Source organism: Streptomyces sp. NPDC002851 (assembly GCF_053591935.1).
This window is the reverse complement of record NZ_JBSFUT010000011.1, coordinates 46,298-66,979: the sequence shown is the minus strand read 5'-3', so window position 1 is coordinate 66,979 and position 20,682 is coordinate 46,298. Positions and strand designations below refer to the sequence as shown.

Annotated in this window: 16 protein-coding genes and 1 tRNA gene; 9 read left to right on the top strand and 8 right to left on the bottom strand. The window is 72.5% G+C overall.

The features are described from left to right. Positions 1 to 86: 86 nt before the first annotated feature. The 5 genes from ACWD10_RS14210 to ACWD10_RS14190 all read right to left on the bottom strand — a co-directional run bounded on the left by ACWD10_RS14210 (position 87) and on the right by ACWD10_RS14190 (position 5,960). The gene (locus ACWD10_RS14210; protein ID WP_451090519.1) at positions 87 to 2,081 is read right to left on the bottom strand and encodes a serine/threonine-protein kinase; all 1,995 of its coding nucleotides are present in this window, start codon (positions 2,079 to 2,081) and stop codon (positions 87 to 89) included. Positions 2,082 to 2,307: 226 nt separating this feature from the next. After that, the gene (locus tag ACWD10_RS14205; protein ID WP_451090517.1) at positions 2,308 to 4,257 is read right to left on the bottom strand and encodes a protein kinase domain-containing protein; all 1,950 of its coding nucleotides are present in this window, start codon (positions 4,255 to 4,257) and stop codon (positions 2,308 to 2,310) included. Between the two features lie 155 nt (positions 4,258 to 4,412). After that, entirely contained in the window at positions 4,413 to 4,817 is a 405-nt protein-coding gene (locus tag ACWD10_RS14200) for a pyridoxamine 5'-phosphate oxidase family protein (RefSeq protein ID WP_451090515.1), read from the bottom strand. A gap of 117 nt (positions 4,818 to 4,934) precedes the next feature. Continuing rightward, positions 4,935 to 5,708, bottom strand: coding sequence for a type 1 glutamine amidotransferase (locus ACWD10_RS14195; protein ID WP_451090513.1), 774 nt, complete (start codon positions 5,706 to 5,708; stop codon positions 4,935 to 4,937). Positions 5,709 to 5,887: 179 nt separating this feature from the next. Next, positions 5,888 to 5,960 (bottom strand) — tRNA-Arg (locus tag ACWD10_RS14190). A 311-nt stretch (positions 5,961 to 6,271) separates the two neighbouring features. On the opposite strand from ACWD10_RS14190, the gene ACWD10_RS14185 reads away from it, so the two are divergent. The 8 genes from ACWD10_RS14185 (at position 6,272) to ACWD10_RS14150 (ending at position 15,839) form a co-directional block, all read left to right on the top strand. Then, positions 6,272 to 7,936: a dynamin family protein gene (locus ACWD10_RS14185; RefSeq protein WP_451090511.1), complete on the top strand. Its 1,665-nt coding sequence runs from the start codon at positions 6,272 to 6,274 to the stop codon at positions 7,934 to 7,936. Positions 7,937 to 7,941: 5 nt separating this feature from the next. Next, entirely contained in the window at positions 7,942 to 9,795 is a 1,854-nt protein-coding gene (locus tag ACWD10_RS14180; RefSeq protein ID WP_451090509.1) for a YfjP family GTPase, read from the top strand. A gap of 178 nt (positions 9,796 to 9,973) precedes the next feature. Beyond that, a complete protein-coding gene (locus tag ACWD10_RS14175) occupies positions 9,974 to 10,525 on the top strand; it encodes a single-stranded DNA-binding protein (protein WP_451090507.1) in 552 nt (183 codons plus the stop codon). 219 nt (positions 10,526 to 10,744) lie between these two features. After that, a complete protein-coding gene (locus tag ACWD10_RS14170; protein ID WP_451090505.1) occupies positions 10,745 to 12,196 on the top strand; it encodes a Cys-Gln thioester bond-forming surface protein in 1,452 nt (483 codons plus the stop codon). A 157-nt stretch (positions 12,197 to 12,353) separates the two neighbouring features. Beyond that, a complete protein-coding gene (locus ACWD10_RS14165) occupies positions 12,354 to 12,803 on the top strand; it encodes an SRPBCC family protein (protein WP_451090503.1) in 450 nt (149 codons plus the stop codon). 165 nt (positions 12,804 to 12,968) lie between these two features. After that, the gene (ettA, locus tag ACWD10_RS14160; protein ID WP_451090501.1) at positions 12,969 to 14,633 is read left to right on the top strand and encodes an energy-dependent translational throttle protein EttA; all 1,665 of its coding nucleotides are present in this window, start codon (positions 12,969 to 12,971) and stop codon (positions 14,631 to 14,633) included. A 13-nt stretch (positions 14,634 to 14,646) separates the two neighbouring features. Further along, complete coding sequence (locus tag ACWD10_RS14155) at positions 14,647 to 15,102, top strand: acyl-CoA thioesterase (RefSeq protein WP_451090499.1); 456 nt, start codon at positions 14,647 to 14,649, stop codon at positions 15,100 to 15,102. Next, a complete protein-coding gene (locus ACWD10_RS14150) occupies positions 15,099 to 15,839 on the top strand; it encodes a hypothetical protein (RefSeq protein WP_451090497.1) in 741 nt (246 codons plus the stop codon). Before ACWD10_RS14155 ends, ACWD10_RS14150 begins: the two co-directional genes overlap by 4 nt. A gap of 99 nt (positions 15,840 to 15,938) precedes the next feature. Here ACWD10_RS14150 and ACWD10_RS14145 read toward each other — a convergent pair whose 3' ends face one another. Beyond that, a complete protein-coding gene (locus tag ACWD10_RS14145) occupies positions 15,939 to 16,343 on the bottom strand; it encodes a globin (protein ID WP_451090495.1) in 405 nt (134 codons plus the stop codon). A 137-nt stretch (positions 16,344 to 16,480) separates the two neighbouring features. On the opposite strand from ACWD10_RS14145, the gene ACWD10_RS14140 reads away from it, so the two are divergent. Further along, complete coding sequence (locus tag ACWD10_RS14140) at positions 16,481 to 17,455, top strand: methyltransferase domain-containing protein (RefSeq protein ID WP_451090493.1); 975 nt, start codon at positions 16,481 to 16,483, stop codon at positions 17,453 to 17,455. Positions 17,456 to 17,571: 116 nt separating this feature from the next. On the opposite strand, the gene ACWD10_RS14135 is transcribed toward ACWD10_RS14140, so the two are convergent. Both ACWD10_RS14135 and ACWD10_RS14130 read right to left on the bottom strand, forming a co-directional pair. Further along, positions 17,572 to 19,197 (bottom strand): FHA domain-containing protein, encoded by a 1,626-nt coding sequence (locus ACWD10_RS14135; RefSeq protein WP_451090491.1) that lies wholly within the window; start codon positions 19,195 to 19,197, stop codon positions 17,572 to 17,574. A gap of 108 nt (positions 19,198 to 19,305) precedes the next feature. Next, a complete protein-coding gene (locus ACWD10_RS14130; RefSeq protein ID WP_451090489.1) occupies positions 19,306 to 20,664 on the bottom strand; it encodes a VWA domain-containing protein in 1,359 nt (452 codons plus the stop codon). Positions 20,665 to 20,682 lie beyond the last annotated feature (18 nt).

Sequence of the window (20,682 nt, the reverse complement as noted above, 5' to 3'; positions counted from 1 at the left end):
CAGCGCGATCGGGGGTCTGGGGGCGCAGCCGCCAGGTGCGGCAACCGAGCCGACGGCACGGATACGTGTGACGGAAGCCGGGGAGCCTAGGCCTCGCGCTCGTACCGCAGCGTCCTGCCATCCGGGAACTCCCGGACCAGCGTCCCGGCCTGGACACGCAGCGTCGACGCCTGCCCCGTGGTGCACGCACCCGAGGACGCCGCGCGATCCACCGCGGGCGGGGCCATGCGCACCACGTGGTCACCGGCCCCGGCCGAGACCAGGTCCATGCCCGCCTCGCAGTGCTCCGCGGGACCGTCCGAGACCAGCCTCGCCGCGGCGCTGCCCACGGCCTTCTGCGTGACGGTCATCCGCTGGGTGCCGCCGTTCGGCAGCGCGCGGCTCCAGGTGCCGAGGAGTGCGGCCGGAAGCCGCTCGGGCCCGCGGACCTTGTGCAGAACGGCGGTGCGGCCCGCCGCCTGCCAGCGGAGCGTGTCGCCGCCCTCGGCGGTGAGCCGGTGCTCGCCGAGTGCCGAACAGCGGCCGGCGGGGACGCTGCCGACCACCTTGGTGTCGAGGCGCATCGGCCCGGTGCCGGGTACGTCGGCGGCGAGCTTGCCGTCGCTCTTGCACGCGTACGACTTGCCGAGGCTGATGCTGTTGGCGACCACCTCGCCGACCTGACCCTTGCTGATGACGAACCGCCGGAACTGGCCGGTGGGTTCGCCGTCCCGCTCCACCTCGCCCGCCCAGGTGCCGACGTAGTCGCGCGGTACGTCGGAGGCGGGGCCGCCGCTTTGCGGCTTGTTCCCGCCCCCGCCGAACGGCCCGATCCCGGCGGTCGTCGCGGCGACCCCGGCCGCGGCCACCACGGCGACGACGCCGAGGGCGAGGGCCGCCAGGCGTCGTCCGCGGCGGGGCGGGGGTGCGGGGGCGGGGTCCGGGGCGGCCGGGGCGGCGGGGGGCGTCGGGGTCGCGTAGACCTGGTGCGGGTGCTCGGCCGCGTGCGGTCCGTGCGGGGTCGGGCCCGGGGCCGGGTCCGGCTTCGGCAGCGTGAGGGTCAACGGCTCGTGCCCGGAGTCCGCGCCCGCACCCGCCCCCACGTCCGTACCCACGTCCGTACCCGCACCCGTATCCGTGCCCGTATCCGCACCGAGAGAGGGCTCGGCAGCAGTGGCATGAGGCGGAGTGTCCGTATCGAGCAACTGCACGGCGTTCCGGCCGAGTTCGGCGATGATCCGGGCGGGCAGCCACGGCGGCGACGAGGTGCCGGACGGCACCGGCTGCACCCGCTCGGTGACCTCCTCGGGCGCGGGCCGCGCCGCCGGATCCTTGGCGAGGCAGTCGGCGATGAGGGAGCGCAGCGGCTCCTCGATCCCCGCGAGGTCCGGCTCCTCCTGCGCGATCCGGTACATCACCGCGTGCACGTTCCCGGCGCTCCCGCTGCCGAACGGCGGCTGCCCGGTCGCCGCGTACGCGAGCAGCGCCCCCATGCAGAACACATCGCTCGCCGGGGTCACCGGTTCGCCCCTGATCTGCTCCGGCGACATGAAGCTGGGCGAGCCGACGACCATGCCCGCGGTGGTCAGCGTCGTCTCGGGGACCGTGTCCAGGGCCCGCGCGATGCCGAAGTCGATGACCCGGGGCCCGTCGATGGTGATCAGTACGTTGGACGGCTTGAGGTCGCGGTGCACGAGCCCGGCGCCGTGGATGTCGAGCAGCGCCCCGGCCAGGCCGTACGCGAGCGTGCGGACGGAATCGGCGGGCAGCGGGCCGTGGCCGCGCGGCGAGACGAGGTACTCGAGGGACGGGCCCGCGATATAGCCGGTGGCGACCCAGGGCGTCGCGGCCTCCGTATCGGCGTCGAGCACGGGCGCGGTCCAGCGGTCGCCGACCCGCCGCGCCGCCTCGACCTCCATCCGGAACCGCTGCCGGAACAGCGGCTCGGCGGCCAGCTCCGCCTTGATCAGCTTGACGGCGACGGTGCGGCCGCCCGCGGAACGCGCGAGGTGGACCCGGCCCATACCGCCGCTGCCCAGGAGGCGCAGCAGCCGGTACGGACCGACCTGACCGCCGTGCTCGTGCTCGTGGCCGGCTGCCATCCTGGGGTTCCTCCGTGCGTGGTGCGTTCAGTGTGCTGCGGCGTTATTGCGTGCTGGGGTGTTACTGCGTGCTGCGGTGTCACTGCGGTCCGGTGTGTTCCGGTGTGTCAGGTACGTGTCCACTCCGCTATGTGTCCACTCTGCGTCACCAAGGTCACGAGTCGGCCGCTGCGGGGTCTCTGTCCGGCGCGTTCCGGCCCGTTGTGACGAGGCGTGTTGCGCTACGTCATGTCGTACTCCGCAGCGCCGCCCAGGTGTTGGTGCCCACATCGCCGTCGACGTCGATGCCCTTGGCCTTCTGGAAGCGTTTCACGGCGGCGAGCGTGGCGTCCCCGAACTGGCCGTCGATGCCCGCCTCCCCGAGGCTGTACCCGCGCTTGCTGAGCATGCACTGGACCTGCACCACGCGCTCGCCCTTGTCCCCGTACTGCGTCAGCTCGTTGCCCGAGTAGTACGTGCACTGCGTGATCCACGGCGGCTTCTGCGGCTTGGTGGGGGTCGGTGAGGACGGCTTGCTCGGCGAGTCGCCGGGGTCGGGTTCGGACGTACGGGTCGGTGTCCCGTCATCCGGTTCCGGCTCGTCCCCGCCGTCGGTGGCGGTCGGCTTGTCGTCCGGCGGGGGAGCGCCACTGTCGTCCGGGCCGGACTCGGAGGCCGAGGCGGACGGGGAGGCGGGGCCGCGGGAGCCGGAGGGCTCGGGGCGCGGGGACGGGGACGCGTCGGCGGTGGCCGAGGGCTTGGTGGACGGGCGGTCCGTGGCGGCGTTCCCGGGGTCCGGGCGGGTGAGCAGAAAGGCGGCCAGCGCCACGGCGCACACGGCGACGGAGGCCGTGACGGCGAGCGCGATCCGCTTCTTGCGCCGCCCGGGGGCGGGGTGCGCGCCGGTGCCGTCGCCGTCCGGACCGGCCGCCATGCCCGCGCCGCCGGGCCCGACCGGTGTGGCGGGGTCGGTGGGTGTGTGGGGCCCGACGGGTGTGGCGGGGCCGGTGGGTGTAGCTGGGCCGGTGGGCGTGGCGGGACCCTGCGGCCCCACCGGACCCGCTGTGCCGGGTGCACCAGGCATACCTGGCGCACCCGGCATCCCAGGCACACCCGGTGTCCCCGCGGCCCAGGCACCCGCCCCGGCGCCCGGCACCGCCCCATGCCCCATCCCCGCCCCGGGCAGCCGGAGTTGGACGGTCTGGTCCACGGGCATCCGGTGCAGCACCTCGTACGCCCGCTGCCGCGCGAGCACCTGCTCGAGCAACGGGCCCTGCCAGGGCGCGTCTCCCGAAGCGCGGCCCTCAGCCGTCCACATCAGATCCCGCTCCGTCGGCCGGACCTCCCGGTCCTTGCTGAGGCAGGCAGTGAGTTCGGACGCCAACTCGGCGTCAAGGTCTGCGAGTTCGACGAGGATCTCCGGATCGGGTTCCTCGAAGGCCACCCGGTGCATCACGTCGACCCCGGTGCCGTCCCCGAAGGGGGCGCGCCCGGTGGCGGCGAACACCAGCGTGCAGGCGAGCGAGAAGACGTCCGAGACGGCGTCGGAGTGGCCGTCCCGCAGCCGCTCCGGCGACATATAGGCGGGGGTGCCGACCGCCTTGCCGGTGACGGTGATGGAACTGCTGTCCGCGGCCTGCGAGATACCGAAGTCGATCACGTGCGCGCCGGCGGCGGACAGGATCACGTTGGACGGCTTCAGGTCCCGGTGTACGACCTGCGCGGCGGCCAGGTCCGCGAGCGCCTGCCCGAGGTCCCCGACGAGGCGCCAGACGCTCGCCGCCGGGAGCGGCCCGAACTCGTGCACCGCCTCGGAGAGGTTGGGCCCCGGCAGATACTCGGTGGCCATCCAGAGCATCTCGTGGTCGAAGCCGGTGTTGAGCAGCCGGGGGGCGTGCGCGCTGCGTACCCGGTCGAGCACGGCCGCCTCGCGCTGGAACCGGCGGCGGAACTCGGGGCTCTCGGTGTACTCGGGCCGGATCACCTTGACCGCGGCGAGCCCGGCGGTGCCGTCGCCCGGCCGGGCCAGGTACACCCGTCCCATGCCGCCGCTGCCGAGCAGCCCCAGCGGTACGTACGGTCCGATCCGCGCCGGGTCGGCGGGCCGCAGCCGCTCGGCCCCGGCCTGCGCCAACGCGTCCGTTCCGGAGGGCCCGGGAGGCCCGTCCCCTGTCGGCGCCGACCACTGGTCCGGCATGACTTCCCCCGTGTGTCCGCAAGTCTCTCCGCCGGACGGTCCCTCCGGTCCGCCGGTCCTGGTCCGCCGACGGCCCTGAGCGGTTGTCGGAGCGGCACCGTCGGCATGCCGAGGCTATCGCAGCGCGGTGACAGCAGGGAGCCGCGCGGACACGGTCAGCCGCGGCCCATCGCCCGGTTCAGCCGGATCTCGATGAGGACGCGGTCCGGGTTGGTGCGCGGCGTGCGGCCGTACCGCTCGGCGTACCGCTCGACCGCCTCGGCGACCAGCTCCGGCTCGGTGCGTATCCGCGCAATGCCCTCCAGGGTGGCCCAGCGCCTGCGGTCCACCTGGCAGAGAGAGACGCGGGCGCCCCGGGGCTCCGCGGCCAGGACGTTCGCGACCTTCGTACTGGACTTGCTCGTGATCACCCGCGCGAGCCCGGCCTCCGGGTCGTACGTCGCCCCTACCGGCACGACGTGCGGGGTGCCGTCCGGGCGCAGCGTGGTGAGCGTGCACAAATGACGCTCACGCCAGAACGCGAGGTACTCGGGGCCGGGGTGAAGGGGATCCACTGCCATCCGCGCAGCGTAAGCCTCACCCCGCACGCCCATCCCGGCAGGGGGTGGCGCACGGGGATCGCCAGCCGACCAAATCCCTCAAGCCCCCGTGCCGGACGGCGAGTTCCCGCTCGCTCCTCACACCCCGCCGGACGGCCGCGAGGAGGAGGCACGGTCGCGTATGAGCCCGCGGAAGTGGGCCAGGCTCCGCTCCGCCGAGGGGCGCAGGGCAGGAGCGAGGGCGCGGGCGTCGGCGCGCAGCCGATCCGCCGCGTCGGCGCCGAGCGTCGCCACGGCCTCGTCGGCGAAGGACGGCTCGGCGAGCCAGTCGTCGAGCAGCGCCGGGGTGATCTCCAGATGGAACTGAAGCCCCCAGGCGGCCGGGCCCGCGCGGAAGGCCTGGCATTCAGTGGTACTTGTGCGGGCCAGGACGCGGGTGTCGTCCTCCGGTGCGATGCGGTCCCCGTGCCAGTGGAGCACCCCAGGGGCCTCGGCCAAGGGCCCGACGACGGGGTCGGTGCGGTCCACGTCGTCCAGCGGCGCCCAGCCGATCTCGGGCCGCCGACCGAGCTCGGCACCGGTCCGCACCGTAAGCCCCTGCGCACGGGCGAGGAGTTGGGCGCCCAGACACACGCCCAGCGTCGGCACCTCCGCCCGCAAGGCCTCGGCCAGCAGGTCCCGTTCAACCTTCAGGGCGGGGTAACCGGCGACATCGTCCACGTTCATGGTGCCGCCCATGACGACCAGGCCCGCCAGATCGGCCACGCTCGGCAGTCCGTCCACCCCGGCCCCGGGAGTCTCGACCAGATTCCGGATCACGATCTCCAGACCACTGCCCTCCAGCGCGTCCAGGATCATGCCGGGCTTCTCGACCTCGACGTGCTGAAGGACCAGAACGGTACGCGCGGACATGGTGCGGCTCCCCCCGAGACAGAAAACAAACAGGCGCGCCAACCGTAACGCGAGGCACTGACAGTGCCCGCGAGCTGCGGAAACGGGCGGGGGCTCGACCGACACCGCAGAGCGCGGTGCGACGGCGATCGGGCGGCGGAGCAGCCCTTGTCGGGCCTACTGCTCAGCCCATGAAAGAGCGCCCCCGGCAGGACTCGAACCTGCGGCCAAGCGCTTAGAAGGCGCCTGCTCTATCCACTGAGCTACGGGGGCCGGTTGGTGTGGCCGGTGGCCTGGAGCCCGGGTGTGGGGGAGATCCGTGACCTTGCCGGGGACAAGGATAGGGCTCCTGCGTCCCTGACCCCGGTGCTTCGCCTCCACGGCGCGATGTGGAGGTTCGGTGAAGCGGTCCCGATAATCGCAGGCGGGTACGAATCCTGCATCGCTTTTGACGTCTCGCGCCCCGGGTGTTGTGCACTCGTTATGCCTGCGCCCCGGACGTCCCGTCTGTCTCAAGTGTCCGACCGGCGCGCAGGGCCGTCCATATCCTTTGGAAAGACGCCAAAATTGGGCATTCTTCGCATGTGGTGACCTTGGACGTACGGCCTCAGCTGCTCGACGCACTCTCTGCCCTGCGCGACCGCGTCGCCGCCGCACGCTTCCCGCTCCCGCTCGCGGGGGCGGCACGCGCGCGTGCCAACCGGGACGAGTTGCTCGCACAGCTCGACGACTATCTCGTTCCCCGTCTCCGCCAGCCCGAAGCTCCGCTGCTCGCGGTGATCGGCGGATCGACCGGGGCCGGCAAGTCGACCCTGGTCAACTCCCTTGTGGGGCGCCAGGTCAGCGAGGCGGGAGTACTGCGGCCCACCACGCGTACGCCGGTCCTCGTCTGCAACCCGGACGACCACCAGTGGTTCGCTGGCCTGCGCGTCCTGCCCGAACTCACCCGCGTATGGCAGCCGCAGAACGAGAACGCCGACGGGGCCGAGGCCCGGCAGCCGCGCGGCACTCGCGGCGGGCGCGGACCGCACGCTGCGCGTGACGGGCACGGCGGAAGTGACCGGACCGATGAGCGGGCGCTGCGGATCGAGACCGCCGCCACCCTGCCGCGCGGGCTCGCCCTGCTCGACGCCCCCGACATCGACTCGCTCGTCGCCGAGAACCGTGAGCTCGCCGCCGAACTGATCTGCGCCGCCGACGTGTGGGTCATGGTCACCACCGCCGGGCGCTACGCGGACGCCGTGCCGTGGCACCTGCTGCGTACCGCGAAGGAGTACAAGGTGACCCTCGTGACCGTCCTCGACCGGGTGCCGCACCAAGTGGTCGCGGAGGTCTCACAACAGTACGGCGCGCTGCTCGCCAAGGCCGGACTCGGTGAGGTGCCCCGCTTCACCATCCCCGAACTGCCCGAATCCGCGGGCGGCGGCGGACTCCTGCCCGCCACAGCAGTAGCGCCGCTGCGCGCCTGGCTCACCCACCGCGCCCAGGACCCGGCCGCCAGGCTGCACGCGATGAGCCGTACCGCGACCGGCCTGCTCGACTCCCTGAAGGCCCGGATGCCCGAGCTCGCCGGGGCCGTCGCCGCCCAGCACGCCGCCTCGCTGCGCCTGACGGCGGCGGTCGAGGAGGCGTACGCACGCGAGCACGCGCGCGTGCGGGGGCGGTTGACGGCCGGTGGCGTGCTCGCGGGCGAGGCGCTCAGCCGGTGGCGGAGCTACCCCCTGGACTGCAGCGCGGCCGAACTCCTCGACGCGCTCGTGGAAAGCCTGGCCTCTCTTCTGTTGTGCGCGATTACGGCCGCCGACGAGCACATCGAGGAGGTGTGGCGCCGCGAACCCGCCGCGGCCGCACCCGGACTGACGCGGAGCGACTCCGGCGCGGAGAACGCCGAGCACCGGGTGGGCCTGGCCGTGCGGCGCTGGCGGCGGGTCCTTGAGGAGTACGCGGAGGACGAGGCCTCCGTGTTCGAGAACCCGCCGGACGCCGAGTCCGTCGCCGCCCTCGTCGCCACCGCCCTGGTCGGCGGGCGACGGGCCCGCTCGGCCGGTGAACGGCTCGCCGTGCGCATCGGCGCACACGGGGCGCTGCGGCTGCGCGACCGCGGCGGGCGCCTGCTCACCTCGTACGTAGAAAAGACGCTCTTTACCGAACGCGACCACAGGCTCGCGCCGCTCGACGCCCTGGACGTCCACGCGGAACCCCAGGCCGAGCTCATTGCCGCACTGTCCCTACTCGAGAAGGCGAGGTGACCGCGGTGACGGCCGTCACTGACCACACGGGCGGACAGGAGCCCACGGAGCACACCGGGGGCACCGCCGCAGACCCCGCTGCGGACCCCGTCGAGCACCCCTGGGACGACGGCCTGATCGCCCGCCGTGCGGAAGGCCGCGCGACCGGCACCCACGAGGTGCTCGACCCCACAAGCACCGTCCACGCGCGCGTGCCGGACGACCACCGGTACGGCGCCGTCGTCGACGCGCCCCTGCGGGCCCGCCTCGACGCCCTGCGCGAACTCGTCGGCCTGTCCCGCGCCCGGCTCGATGCCCACACCCTCGCCGAGGCCGGCCGGGTCCTCGACCGGGCCGCCGCCCGCCGGGGCCTGTCCGACCAGCACACCGTCGTCGCCATCGCGGGCGCCACCGGCAGCGGCAAGTCGGCCCTCTTCAACGCCCTTGCAGGAGCGGCCATTTCCGACACCGGAGTGCGCCGCCCCACTACCGCCGCGCCCCTGGCGTGCAGCTGGTCGGACGGCGCCGGGGGACTCCTCGACCGGCTCGCCATCCCGGGTCGGCTGCGCCGCCGCCCGCCGCACTACGCCGGGCACGCCCAGTCCCTCGACGGCCTGGTCCTCGTCGACCTGCCCGACCACGACTCCGCGGCCGTCGAGCACCGCCGGCAGGTGGACCGCATCCTGACCCTGGTCGACGCGGTCATCTGGGTCGTCGACCCGGAGAAGTACGCCGACGCCGTGCTGCACGAGCGCTATCTGCGGCCCCTGGCGGGCCACGCCGAGGTCACCTTCGTCGTCCTCAACCAGACCGACCGCCTGCCCGGGGACGCCGCCCACCTGGTCCTCGACGACCTGCGGCGGCTCCTCGACGAGGACGGCGTCGCGCTCGGCGAGCACGGCGAGCCGGGCGCCACGGTGCTCGCCCTTTCCGCGCTCACCGGCGAGGGCGTCGACGAACTCCGCGACTCCCTGGGGCAGTTCGTCGCACAGCGCACCGCCGCGGCCCGCCGCATCGCCGCCGACCTGGACGCCGCGGCGGCCCGGCTGCGCCCCGTGTACGCGGCGGGACAGCGGGTCGGCCTGAGCGAGCGGGCCCGCGAGGCGTTCACCGACCGGCTCGCGGAGGCGGTCGGCGCCGCGGCCGCGGGCCAGGCGGCGGAGCGGTCCTGGCGCCGGAACGCGGGCAAGGCGTGCGGCACACCGTGGCTGCGGCTCTGGCGGTGGTACGACGACCGGCGCGCCCCCACCCCGCTGCCCAGGTCCCGCAAGGCGTCGCCGGACGACGAGGAGGCCACCGCCCGGCAGCGGGTCGAGCAGGCGGTGCGCCAGGTCGGCGACGAGGCGGCGGCCGCGCTTCCGGCCCCGTGGGCCCAGGCCGTACGGGAGTCGGCGGCCCGTGGCGCGGAAGGGCTGCCCGAGGCCCTGGACGAGCTCGCGGCCACCGCCACGGTGCCCGCGCGGCGGCCCCCGCGCCCCGCCTGGTGGCCCTTCGCGGTCCTCGCGCAGGCGTCCATGACCCTGCTTCAGATCGTCGGCGGGCTCTGGCTGGTGGGGCAGATCGTCGGCGCGGTCGAACCGGACCTGTGGCCTCCGGTGTTCCTGATGCTGGCCGGGATCGTGGGCGGGCCGGGCGTCGAGGGGGCCTGCCGGATGGCGGCGCGCGGACCGGCACGGCGCTACGGCCTGGAGGCGGAGCGGCGGTTGCGGGAGGCCGCGGCGGCGTGCGGCCGGGCCCGGGTGCTCGATCCCGTCGCCGCGGAGCTGCTGCGGTACCGGGAGGTGCGCGAGCAGTACGTGAAGGTGACCGGGCTCGTGGCGCGGCAAGGGGCGCTGGGGTCCCCCTCACGAGCGACGGAGTTGTCCACAACCCGCCGGTAGTCCACAGGGCCGAGCGGGCCCGGGACGACGGGGGCAATCTGGCATCACGGCGGATCGACCGGGGCCGTGCAGCGGTCACCGGTCGCCGCCGTGTCACTGGGAGTTACGAGGAGTCACTGGGAAGCCTGCGCGCGTCACGGGGGCGCGTCACGGGGGCCTGTCACAGGGGAGGGGCAGCATGAACGAGACGATGGTGACGGTGGTGGGGAACGTCGCGACGAAACCGGTGTTCCGTGAGTCGCCGAGCGGCGCGATGTCGACGCGCTTCCGGCTGGCGGTCACCGCCCGCCGGTTCGACCGGGCCAGCGGGACGTGGAAGGACGGGCACACCAACTTCTTCACGGTATGGGCCTGGCGGGCCCTCGCGGAGAACCTCGCCTCGGCGGTGTCCGTCGGTGAACCCCTCATCGTGCAGGGCCGGTTGAAAGTACGCGACGAGAGTCACGGCGCGCAGCACTGGACCTCGGCGGACATCGAGGCCCTGGCCGTGGGGCACGACATGGCGCGCGGTACGTCGGCCTTCCGCCGGGTGACCCGGACCGAGCCGACGGCCGCGCCGGACGGCCGCCCGGAGCCGCAGTTCGAACGTCCCCCGGAGACGCCACCCGAGGGTGCCGCGGCCGCCGCTCCTGCCGAGGCCGTCCCGCCCGAAGTGGACGTTCTCCAGGCGGAGTTCACCGGATCAGGGCCGCCGGATCGTACCGTCACGGACCAGGCGGCAGCGCACTGATACGGCAAAAGCCCTGCATTCAAGGTCAAGTTGCCCGGTGATTTGTCGATAAGGCCAGGTCGAAACGCGTGCGGCGATAACGATTGCGAGTCGGAACGGCTATCTGATGACATGCCAGGGATTCGCGGTGCGCGGCGTACCTAGGATGCCGGGCGTAACTCACGGGGCAGTTGATGCTGCTGGCGGGACTCCAACCCCCCATGTGAACACCCCCACGCGATGAGATCCCGCCCGAAGGGGAATTCAGTGCTTTCTTCGTTCTCGGTACGTCGGCGGGGCGCCGCTCGCCTTGCCGTCACGGCACTCGTGTCCGGCCTGGTGGCGTGCGGCGCGGTGTTCGGCGCAGGCGCTGCTGCGGCCGACGAGCCCCCGCAGCACCAGGGCGGCGCGAGCGCCACCCTGGGCGGGCTCAAGACCTACGACCAGGCCGTCATACGTCAGCAGGGCGAGGAGCGGCAGATACCCGCCGGCCTCTTCGAGATGGCGGTGGACGACGGCGGGATGCTGCAGACGTACTGCATCGACATCCACAACCCGACGCAGAAGGACGCCAAGTACGGGGAGGTGCCCTGGAGTTCGACCTCGCTGAACAGCAACCACGAGGCGGGGAAGATCAACTGGATCCTGCAGAACTCCTACCCGCAGGTGAACGACCTCGCGCTGCTCGCCAAGAAGGCGGGGGCCGACAGCCTGACCGAGGAGGCCGCGGCGGCCGGTACCCAGGTGGCGATCTGGCGGTTCTCGGACCACGCCGACGTGGAGGCCGTCGACCCGCAGGCGGAGAAGCTCGCCGACTATCTGCAGCAGCGGGCCCGGGATCTCGCCGAGCCCCGGGCGTCGCTGACCCTGGAGCCGCCGGCGGTCTCCGGTAAGCCGGGGGAGCGGCTCGGGCCGGTCACCGTGCGCACCAACGGGGAGCGGGTGGTCGTGTCGCCGCCCGCGGACGCCGCCGCGACCGGTGCGCGGGTGGTCGACAAGAAGGGCGAGCCGGTCACCTCGGCGGCCAACGGCAGCGAGCTGTACTTCGACGTACCGGAGGGTGCCGCGGACGGCTCGGCCGAGCTGATCGTGCAGACCTCGACCACGGTGCCGGTCGGCCGGGCCTTCGCCTCCGAGACCAACAGCCAGACGCAGATCCTGGCCGGTTCCAGCGAGTCGACGGTATCCGCGACGGCCTCCGCGAACTGGGCCAAGAAGGGGGCGATACCCGCCCTGTCCGCGCAGCGGAACTGCGCCAAGGGCGGCGTGGACATCACGGCGGCGAACAAGGGGGACGAGCCGTTCACCTTCCGGCTGATGGGCTTCAAGCACACCATCGAAGCCGGGGAGTCGCGGACGGTCACGATCCCGCTACAGGAGGATCAGGCGTACGACTTCACGATCACTGGGCCTGGCGGCTTCGAGGAGCGGTTCCACGGCGTGCTCGACTGCCGGACGGCGGGCAGCGTCGACGGACAGTCGGCGCAGGGCCCGGCCGAGCCGAGCCCGGCCTCGGCGGGCGGCGACAGCGGCACGCAGGGTGCCGGTGACCTCGCCGCGACCGGCAGTTCCAGCGCGACCCCGATCATCGCGGGCATCGCGATCGCCCTGCTCGTGATCGGCGGCCTGGCGGTGTTCCTGCTCCGCAAGAAGACCACCGAGACCACCGAGACTGACGAGTCCGGAGACTGACGAGTCGGGAGAGTAACTGCCCGGCTACGGCAGGCGGCTCCGGGGGAGTCGCCTGCCGTGCCGTAGTTCTCCCCCTGTCTCCCCTGGGTCGATCTCCTGGTCCCCCCCACCAGCCCGGTGGGACGATTTCAGGAGAACCCTGCAAAGGGAGACGAAAATGTCTGCGATCAAGGAAAGCATCGATATCGATCGCCGTCCCGAGGAGGTGTACTCGTACGTCACTTCCCCCTCCAAGCTGCCGGAATGGCAGGCGAGTGCCGTATCCGCGCACGAGGTGGGGGACGCGCCGTTCGGTATGGGCTCCAAGGTTGAGGTGACCCGGCGCATCGGGCGCCGCAAGATCCCGTCGACCATGGAGGTCACCGAGTTCGATCCGCCGAGGAGTTGGCGTCTCCACGGCATCGACGGCCCGGTCAGAGGTGACGTCCACGGCACGGTCGAGCCGCTCGACGACGGCAGACGCTCGCGCCTGACGATCGACCTCGACTTCGAGGGGCGTGGTCTCGGCAAGTTGCTCGTGCCGCTGGTCGTCCGCCCGCGCGCCCGCAAGGAGGTCCCGAAGAACGAGCAGACGCTCAAGCACCTCCTGGAGCACAACTCCACCTAGGACCCTCTCCTTGCCAAGAGCGACCAACAGTGACAGATCGACTACCGGCGTGCTCTGCGGACGGGCAGGTCACGGGCCCGCAGGGGTACTGGTTTTCGTCGCTGGTCAAGCGTCAGGCAAGATGGGGTGTATCTGCCCACTTCCAGTTCTGCCGGACGGTTTCTCTTGGCTGAGTTCATTTACACCATGCGCAAGGCGCGCAAGGCGCACGGCGACAAGGTGATCCTCGACGACGTCACCCTGAACTTCCTGCCCGGCGCGAAGATCGGAGTGGTCGGGCCGAACGGTGCCGGTAAGTCGACCGTTCTGCAGATCATGGCCGGGCTTCAGCAGCCGTCGAACGGTGACGCGTTCCTCTCGCCCGGGTACAGCGTCGGCATCCTGCTGCAGGAGCCCCCGCTGAACGAGGAGAAGACGGTCCTCGAGAACGTTCAGGAGGGCGTCGCCGAGACCAAGGCGAAGCTCGACCGGTTCAACGAGATCGCCGAGCAGATGGCGACCGAGTACACCGACGAGCTGATGGAGGAGATGGGCAAGCTCCAGGAGGACCTCGACCACTCCAACGCCTGGGACCTGGACGCCCAGCTCGAGCAGGCCATGGACGCGCTCGGCTGCCCGCCCGGAGACTGGCCGGTCACCACCCTCTCCGGTGGTGAGAAGCGCCGCGTCGCACTCTGCAAGCTGCTGCTCGAGGCCCCCGACCTGCTCCTGCTCGACGAGCCCACCAACCACCTGGACGCCGAGTCCGTCCAGTGGCTGGAGCAGCACCTCGCCAAGTACGCGGGCACCGTCGTCGCGATCACCCACGACCGGTACTTCCTGGACAACGTCGCCGAGTGGATCCTCGAGCTCGACCGCGGCCGCGCCTTCCCGTACGAGGGCAATTACTCCACGTACCTGGAGAAGAAGCAGTCCCGGCTCAAGGTCGAGGGCCAGAAGGACGCCAAGCGCGCCAAGCGGCTCAAGGACGAGCTGGACTGGGTGCGCTCCAACGCCAAGGGCCGGCAGGCCAAGTCCAAGGCGCGCCTGGCCCGTTACGAGGAGATGGCCGCCGAGGCCGAGAAGATGCGGAAGCTGGACTTCGAGGAGATCCAGATTCCGCCGGGCCCGCGCCTGGGCAATGTCGTCGTCGAGGTCGACCAGCTCAACAAGGCCTTCGGCGAGAAGGTCCTCGTCGACAACCTGAGCTTCACCCTGCCCCGGAACGGCATCGTCGGTGTCATCGGCCCCAACGGCGCCGGTAAGACCACGCTGTTCAAGATGATCCAGGGCTTCGAGGAGCCGGACGAGGGCGCCATCAAGGTCGGCGACACCGTCAAGATCAGCTACGTCGACCAGGGCCGGTCCAACATCGACCCGAAGAAGACCCTCTGGGAGGTCGTCTCCGACGGGCTCGACTACATCAACGTCGGCCAGGTCGAGATGCCGTCCCGGGCGTACGTCTCCGCCTTCGGGTTCAAGGGCCCGGACCAGCAGAAGCCCGCGGGCGTGCTCTCCGGCGGTGAGCGCAACCGCCTCAACCTCGCGCTCACCCTCAAGCAGGGCGGCAACCTGCTGCTCCTCGACGAGCCGACCAACGACCTGGATGTTGAGACGCTCTCGAGCCTTGAGAACGCGCTGCTCGACTTCCCCGGCTGCGCCGTGGTCGTCTCCCACGACCGGTGGTTCCTGGACCGCGTCGCGACGCACATCCTGGCGTACGAGGGCGACTCCAAGTGGTTCTGGTTCGAGGGCAACTTCGAGTCGTACGAGAAGAACAAGGTCGAGCGCCTCGGCCCGGACGCGGCCCGGCCGCACCGTGCCACGTACAAGAAGCTGACCCGAGGCTGAGGTTCGGACGCCAGTGACCAGGCACATTTACCCCTGCACGCTGCGCTGGTCGGACATGGACGCCTTCGGGCACGTCAACAATGCCCGCTTCCTCACGTACCTGGAGGAAGCGCGCATCGACTTCATGTTCCGGCTCGCGCCCGGGGACGGGTCCCCGTCGTTCTCCGGCGGTTCCGTCGTGGCCCGGCACGAGATCGACTACGTGCGGCCGCTGGTGCACCGGCACGAGCCCGTCGTCGTCGAGTCGTGGGTCACGAAGATCGGCGCGGCCTCGCTCACCATCGCGTACGAGGTGAAGGAGCCGGAGGAGGACGGGCAGGTGTACGTCCGTGCCGCCACCATCGTCGTGCCCTTCGACCTCGAGGCGCAGCGGCCGCGGCGCATCACGCCCGAGGAGAAGGCGGTCCTCCAGCAGTACATGGACGAGCCGGAGGGCGAGAAGGACCGGTCGGGGGCGCTTGTCGCATGACGGCGCCGACGCCAACGGTGCGATTCGCCGATGCCGGGGAGGCGGCCGACCTGGCCGCCTTCCTGGCCCGCCTGATCCACTACGACAAGGCGTCCGCGGTGCGCCTCCAGGCGGGCGGGGGCGTGCTCGCCGTGTTCGGGCGGCCGCCGTCCTTCGAGGTGCTCGCGATCCGTACGGCACGTCTTGCGGCCGACTCGGCCGAGGCTCTGCCTGGTGGGCTCGATGTGACCGTGTCCGCCGGGGAGTTGCTCGAGTCCATCGACGACTCGGCGGGCACGGCCGTGGTGCCCGAGGCCGTCACCGGGCCGCCGTGGGCGGGTGTGCTGCCGCCGCGCGGCGGCTGGCGCGAGGTGCCGGGGCTGCCCTCGCTCGATGGGGTGCGCCGGGCCGTGGCCGTCGCGGTCGCCGAATTCCGGGCCCGCACCGAGGCGTTGGACCCGGAGAAGCGCACCCGGGCCGAGCTCGACCGCATCGGCCGGGAAATCTGGTCGCGGCCCGTGGGCGACACGGGCCTTCCGGTACGGGCGGCGCATGCCGCGCAGGCGCTGGGCTTCCTGCGGGCGGGCGGACCGCACGGCGGACCCCAAGGGGGATCGGAAGGCGGGGCTCAAGAGGGCGCCGCCGGGGGCGAGTTGGCGCTGTTCGAGTCGGGGGCGTGGCTGCGACTGCGTACGGCTTATGGGTCGGTCGCGGTACGCCGGGTCGGGCTCGGGGCACTGAGCGTTACTCCGGCCTGAGTGGCCTGAGTGGCCTGAGTGGCCTGAGTGGCCTGAGTGGCCTGAGTGGCCTGAGTGGCCTCGGTGGCCTGCGCGGCTTCGCGGCATGGCCGCCCGGTGTCAGTCCGCCGTGTTGACCATCGACGCCGCGGCGTACGTCAGGTAGTTCCAGAGCGTGCGGTCGTGCTCCTCGGAGAGGTTCAGCTCGTCGACCGCCGCGCGCATGTGCTTCAGCCAGGCGTCGTGCGCCGCCCTGTTCACCGCGAACGGGGCATGGCGCATCCGCAGCCGGGGGTGGCCGCGGTTGTCGCTGTAGGTGCGGGGGCCGCCCCAGTACTGCATCAGGAACAGCACGAGCCGTTCCTCGGCCGGGCCGAGGTCCTCCTCCGGGTACATCGGCCGCAGCAGCGGGTCCTCGGCGACTCCCTGGTAGAACCGGTGCACGAGGCGCCGGAAGGTCTCCTCGCCACCGATCTGCTCGTAGAAGGTCTGCTCCTGGAGTGTGCCGCGCGGAATCTCATTCACCCGTCCATGCTCTCAGACCGGGCGGCCGAGGACCGGGGGCCTAGGTCTTTCGTTCCCGTACGGGGGGGCGGGGCTCCTTCCCGTACGGGGGTGGGGTGGGTCTCGCTTGTGGGGCGGGATCGCAGGACAGTGGAGATATGGCTCTGCCGGAACCCGCCGCCGACCGCGCTGCCGCGGCGCGCGCCGCGCTGGTGCGGGAGATCGAGGCGAGCGGCGCCTTCGCGGGCGACCCGGCCTGGCGGGCCGCGTTCGCCGCGGTGCCGCGGCACCTGTTCGTGCCGTACTACTACATCGGCGCACTCGGCGGCCACGAGCGGCTCTGGGGCGAGGACCCCGACCCCGCGCTGCGGGAGCGCTGGCTGCATGGGGCGTACGTCGATACGCCGCTGGCCACCCGGGTACGCGACGGGGAGCTCGTCTCGTCCAGCAGCCAGCCGTCCCTCATGGCCAGGATGCTGGTCGAGCTGCGGGTGGCGGAGGGGATGAACGTCCTCGAGATCGGCGCCGGGACCGGGTACAACGCGGCGCTGCTCGCGTACCGCCTGGGCGACGAGAACGTGACCACCGTCGACCTCGACACGGAGATCACCGAGTCCGCCCGACGCCACCTGGACAAGGCCGGATACCACCCGAGGGTGATCACCGGCGACGGGGCGCGCGGCTGTCCCGAGCGGGCGCCGTACGACCGGATCATCGCGACCTGCACCCTGTCGACGGTGCCGCGGGCCTGGCTCGGGCAGTGCCGCGCGGACGCGCTGATCCTGACGCCGCTGGCCACGGGCCTGGTCATGCTGCGGGTACGAGACGCGGAGCATGCCGAGGGGCGGTTCCTGCACACCCCGGCGTACTTCGTGCCGCTGCGCGGCGGTCGCCCGCGGGCGGAACGGCCTGCGGGCCTCGCGGCCGGGCTGCCCCGGCGCGCGGTGCACAGCGACCTGTTCCGCTTCCTGCTCGCGCTGACCGACGGCGTACTGGACCCCCACGAGGCGCTCGCGCTGTGGCGACGGGAGGGGCGGCCGGGACGCGAGCGGTTCGGCGTGACGGTGAGCGGGGCGGAGGTGTGGGCCTGGTTGGACGATCCCTCGGGGGCTTACGCCTGGCCTTTGCCCTGATCAGTCCCACCTGACCCGACCCGACCCGACCCGACCCGACCCGACCCGACCTGGCCTGGCCTGGCCTGGCCTGACCTGGGCTGGTGTGCCCCAGGTCAGGCCACGTCAGACCGTACTCAGCCGCGTCGGACCGTGATCGTCGTCCAGGCGCCTACGTGCACGCGGTCGCCGTCCTGAAGTGGTACGGGGACGAACGGCTGGATGGGCTCGTCGCCGCCGTTGACCGTGGTGCCGTTGGTGGAGTTCTGGTCGACGACCGCCCAGCTGCCGTCCGGCTGCTGGACCAGGACCGCGTGCTGGTGCGAGACGCCCGGGTCCTCCGGCGGCACCGACAGGTCGATGTCCGGGGTGTCGCCGGTGGACTGGCGGCGGCGGCCGATCGTGATCTGGTTGCCGACCAGCGGACGCTGCTGTTCCGGGGAGTACGCGGGCAGGTTCAGCGCCGCCGCCTCGGGGCCGCTGCGCTGCATCATCGCCATGAAGTACTCACGGTCCGGACCGATCGTCGCGGTCCAGCCGGCCGGGGCCGCCTGGTGCGGGGGTCCCTGGTGTGGAGGCGGGTAGCCGTAACCGCCGCCGGGACAGCCCTGGTCGGGGAAGCCCTGGCCGGGGCCTTGACCCGGACCTTGACCTGGGCCTTGACCCGGACCCTGCCCGGGCCCCTGGCCCTGGCCCGGGAAGCCCTGTTGCTCCGGAACGCCCTGGTCCGGGAAGCCGGGCCGGGGCTGCTGCGGGGCCTGCGGTCCCGGGGCCGGGGGTGCGGGTGGGGCAGCGCCCTGCTGCGGCGGGGGTGCGCCCTGACCGATGGCCTGGCCGGGCGGCGGGAGCATCCAGTCGTCGTTGTCGCCGTGACTCGGGGCCGGGGGCTGCTGCGGGCCGGGGCCACCACCCGAGCCGTGCGGGGGCGGCGGTCCCTGCTGGAAGCCCTGGGGCGGTACGGGGGCCTGCGGGGGCTGCTGGCCTTGCGGCGGCGGGGGCTGCTGCGGCGGGAAGGGTGCGCCGGGTCCGCCGGGCCCACCGGGTCCACCAGGCCCACCGGGTCCGCCGGGTGCGCCCAGGCCGCCGGGAGGCACCGGCATCGCAGGCCCGCCCGGACCGGCGCCCGGACCACCGGGTGCACCGGGGCCGTTGTCCTGGCCCGGCGCACGCCGATTCTGGGGTTCCGGCTGGAGGGGCTCGGCGGGGCGGTTCATCTGGGACGGCCGCGAGCTCGTGTATTCACCCGGGGGCGGTCCTTGCGGCGGGCCCTGAGGCGCGCCCGGAGGCGGTCCCTGCTGGGACTGGAAGCCCGGGGGCAGGTTGACGCCGGGCGGCGGCTGCGGTGGGCCGGGCGGGGTGTGCGTCGTCGGCGTATTGGTGAGGAAGTTCCAACGGCACTGCTCGCAGAACGGGGCACCCGCCTCACGCGGCGTACCGCACTGCGGGCAGTGCTCGGCCCCGCCCGGCGCACCCGGTCCACCCGGCTGGCCGGGCTGCTGCGGGTAGCCGTACCCACCACCGGGCGGCGGCGGACCCTGCTGGCCGGGCGGAACGGGCTGTCCGGGCGGACCCTGCTGTCCGGGCTGCTGCGGGTAGCCGTAGCCACCACCGGGCTGCTGCGGATAGCCATAGCCACCCCCGGGCGGCGGGGGCGGGGGCGGAGGCGTTGCGCCGGCGGGCGCGCCTGCTCCTGCCATGCGGTGGCCGCAGACCTCGCACCAGTCGTCGGAACCCGACTGGTGTCCGTTCGGGCAGGTCGGCATGTCGGCGCTTCCCCCTCACTTGCTTCTTGTTGGTTCGACTTGGTTCGACTTAGTTCGACTTGCTTTGGCTTGCTTCGGCGCGAAGAGGCTGACTTCGGCACGAAGACGTTACTTCGTCACGCGAACGGTTCTGGTCGACCGGGTTTCGAGCGTCATCTCGTCGGCGTCCTCGACCTTCGCTTTGAGTCGCACAGTACCGGTCGTGGCATCGACGACGTCGACCACCTTCGAAAGGAGTTTCGCAGTCTCGGTGTTCCCGGAGCCGGTGGCCAGCTGAACGGCACGTCCCAGTCTGGCAGTTGCGCCCGCTATATCTCCCGTTTTGCGGGCATCGAGCCCTTCCTGGATGACCTGGGCCAGTTCCGCCTGTCCGGTGTAGTGCGCGACCTGCGGGTTGATCGCCGTCGAGGCCGCCATGTCGTCCGTCCATACGGCGCGTACGAGGCCCTGCCCGAGCGGTGTGACGCTGCCGTCTGTGCGCGGGATCACCAGGGAGACCCGGGCGGCCAGCATCTCGTGGCCGATTCCGGCGTCCGGCACCGCGACGCACACGTGGTAGTCGCGGGACTCGTCGCCCCACGAACCGGTCGGATAGTCGCCCGCGCGCGGGCCCACGTCGGTGCGCCGGGCGGTCAGGTCCTCGACGGTGGGGGCGACCTGCTTGACGTACTTGATCTCCGCACCAAGGGGCGTCCACACGCGCAGCGCGACGTCGGCGACCTCCTTGCCCATGGCCGTCTCCATCATCTGCGTGAAGTCGGCGGCGAGGCCCGACGGGTCGGCCACGATGTCGGCCGTGCCGAGCAGCGCGGCGGCGATCCCGGTGACCTCCTTGACCTCCCAGTCCGTGCCCACGCCGCGGGCGTCGCAGGTGAAGCGGCCCGCGCAGGCGTCCAGGGCGGCCCGCAGCTCGGCCGGTGACTCGTGTTCGTTGCGACCGTCGGTGAGCAGGATGGCGTGCCGTACCGCCGAGTTCGGGGCCGGATCGGAGTCGGAGCCGGAGTCGGAGAGCAGGCGGTCCGTCAGGCGCAGCCAGGTGCCGATCGCGGTGCCTCCGCCCGCGGTGAGGCGGCGCAGCGCCTGCTTGGCCTGGCCGCGGGTGTACGCGTCGGCGGTGGCGAGTCGGCCGTCGCCCGGGTAGATCTCCGTGGCGACATGGGTACCGGCGACGACCGCGAAGCGGACGCCGTCGCGCAGGGTGTCGAGGGCGGCGGCGGTGGCCGCGCGGGCGCTGCGCAGCTTGGTCGGCGGGTAGTCCATCGAGCCCGAGCAGTCCACCATCAGCACGACCGCCGCGTCCGCTCCCGCAGCGCCGGTGCCGGGTGCGGCCTGGCCACCGAGGGTGCCGCCGCCGGTGGACGTCACTGTGACGATGGCGTTGACCTCGCGGCCGCCTTCCGGCAGGTACTCGTTCTGGTACACGTCGACGGCGAACCGTGGCACGTACGACTTCGAGAATTTGGCCATGGACGGTCCCGTATCGGT

What these genes read in the sequence shown, in the direction of transcription:
- ACWD10_RS14210 (WP_451090519.1), bottom strand. Translation starts at nt 2,081, where the DNA reads ATGGCAGCCGGCCACGAGCACGAGCACGGCGGTCAGGTCGGTCCGTAC.
- ACWD10_RS14205 (WP_451090517.1), bottom strand. Translation starts at nt 4,257, where the DNA reads ATGCCGGACCAGTGGTCGGCGCCGACAGGGGACGGGCCTCCCGGGCCC.
- ACWD10_RS14200 (WP_451090515.1), bottom strand. Translation starts at nt 4,817, where the DNA reads ATGGCAGTGGATCCCCTTCACCCCGGCCCCGAGTACCTCGCGTTCTGG.
- ACWD10_RS14195 (WP_451090513.1), bottom strand. Translation starts at nt 5,708, where the DNA reads ATGTCCGCGCGTACCGTTCTGGTCCTTCAGCACGTCGAGGTCGAGAAG.
- ACWD10_RS14175 (WP_451090507.1), top strand. Translation starts at nt 9,974, where the DNA reads ATGAACGAGACGATGGTGACGGTGGTGGGGAACGTCGCGACGAAACCG.
- ACWD10_RS14170 (WP_451090505.1), top strand. Translation starts at nt 10,745, where the DNA reads ATGAGATCCCGCCCGAAGGGGAATTCAGTGCTTTCTTCGTTCTCGGTA.
- ACWD10_RS14165 (WP_451090503.1), top strand. Translation starts at nt 12,354, where the DNA reads ATGTCTGCGATCAAGGAAAGCATCGATATCGATCGCCGTCCCGAGGAG.
- ACWD10_RS14150 (WP_451090497.1), top strand. Translation starts at nt 15,099, where the DNA reads ATGACGGCGCCGACGCCAACGGTGCGATTCGCCGATGCCGGGGAGGCG.
- ACWD10_RS14140 (WP_451090493.1), top strand. Translation starts at nt 16,481, where the DNA reads ATGGCTCTGCCGGAACCCGCCGCCGACCGCGCTGCCGCGGCGCGCGCC.
- ACWD10_RS14135 (WP_451090491.1), bottom strand. Translation starts at nt 19,197, where the DNA reads ATGCCGACCTGCCCGAACGGACACCAGTCGGGTTCCGACGACTGGTGC.
- ACWD10_RS14130 (WP_451090489.1), bottom strand. Translation starts at nt 20,664, where the DNA reads ATGGCCAAATTCTCGAAGTCGTACGTGCCACGGTTCGCCGTCGACGTG.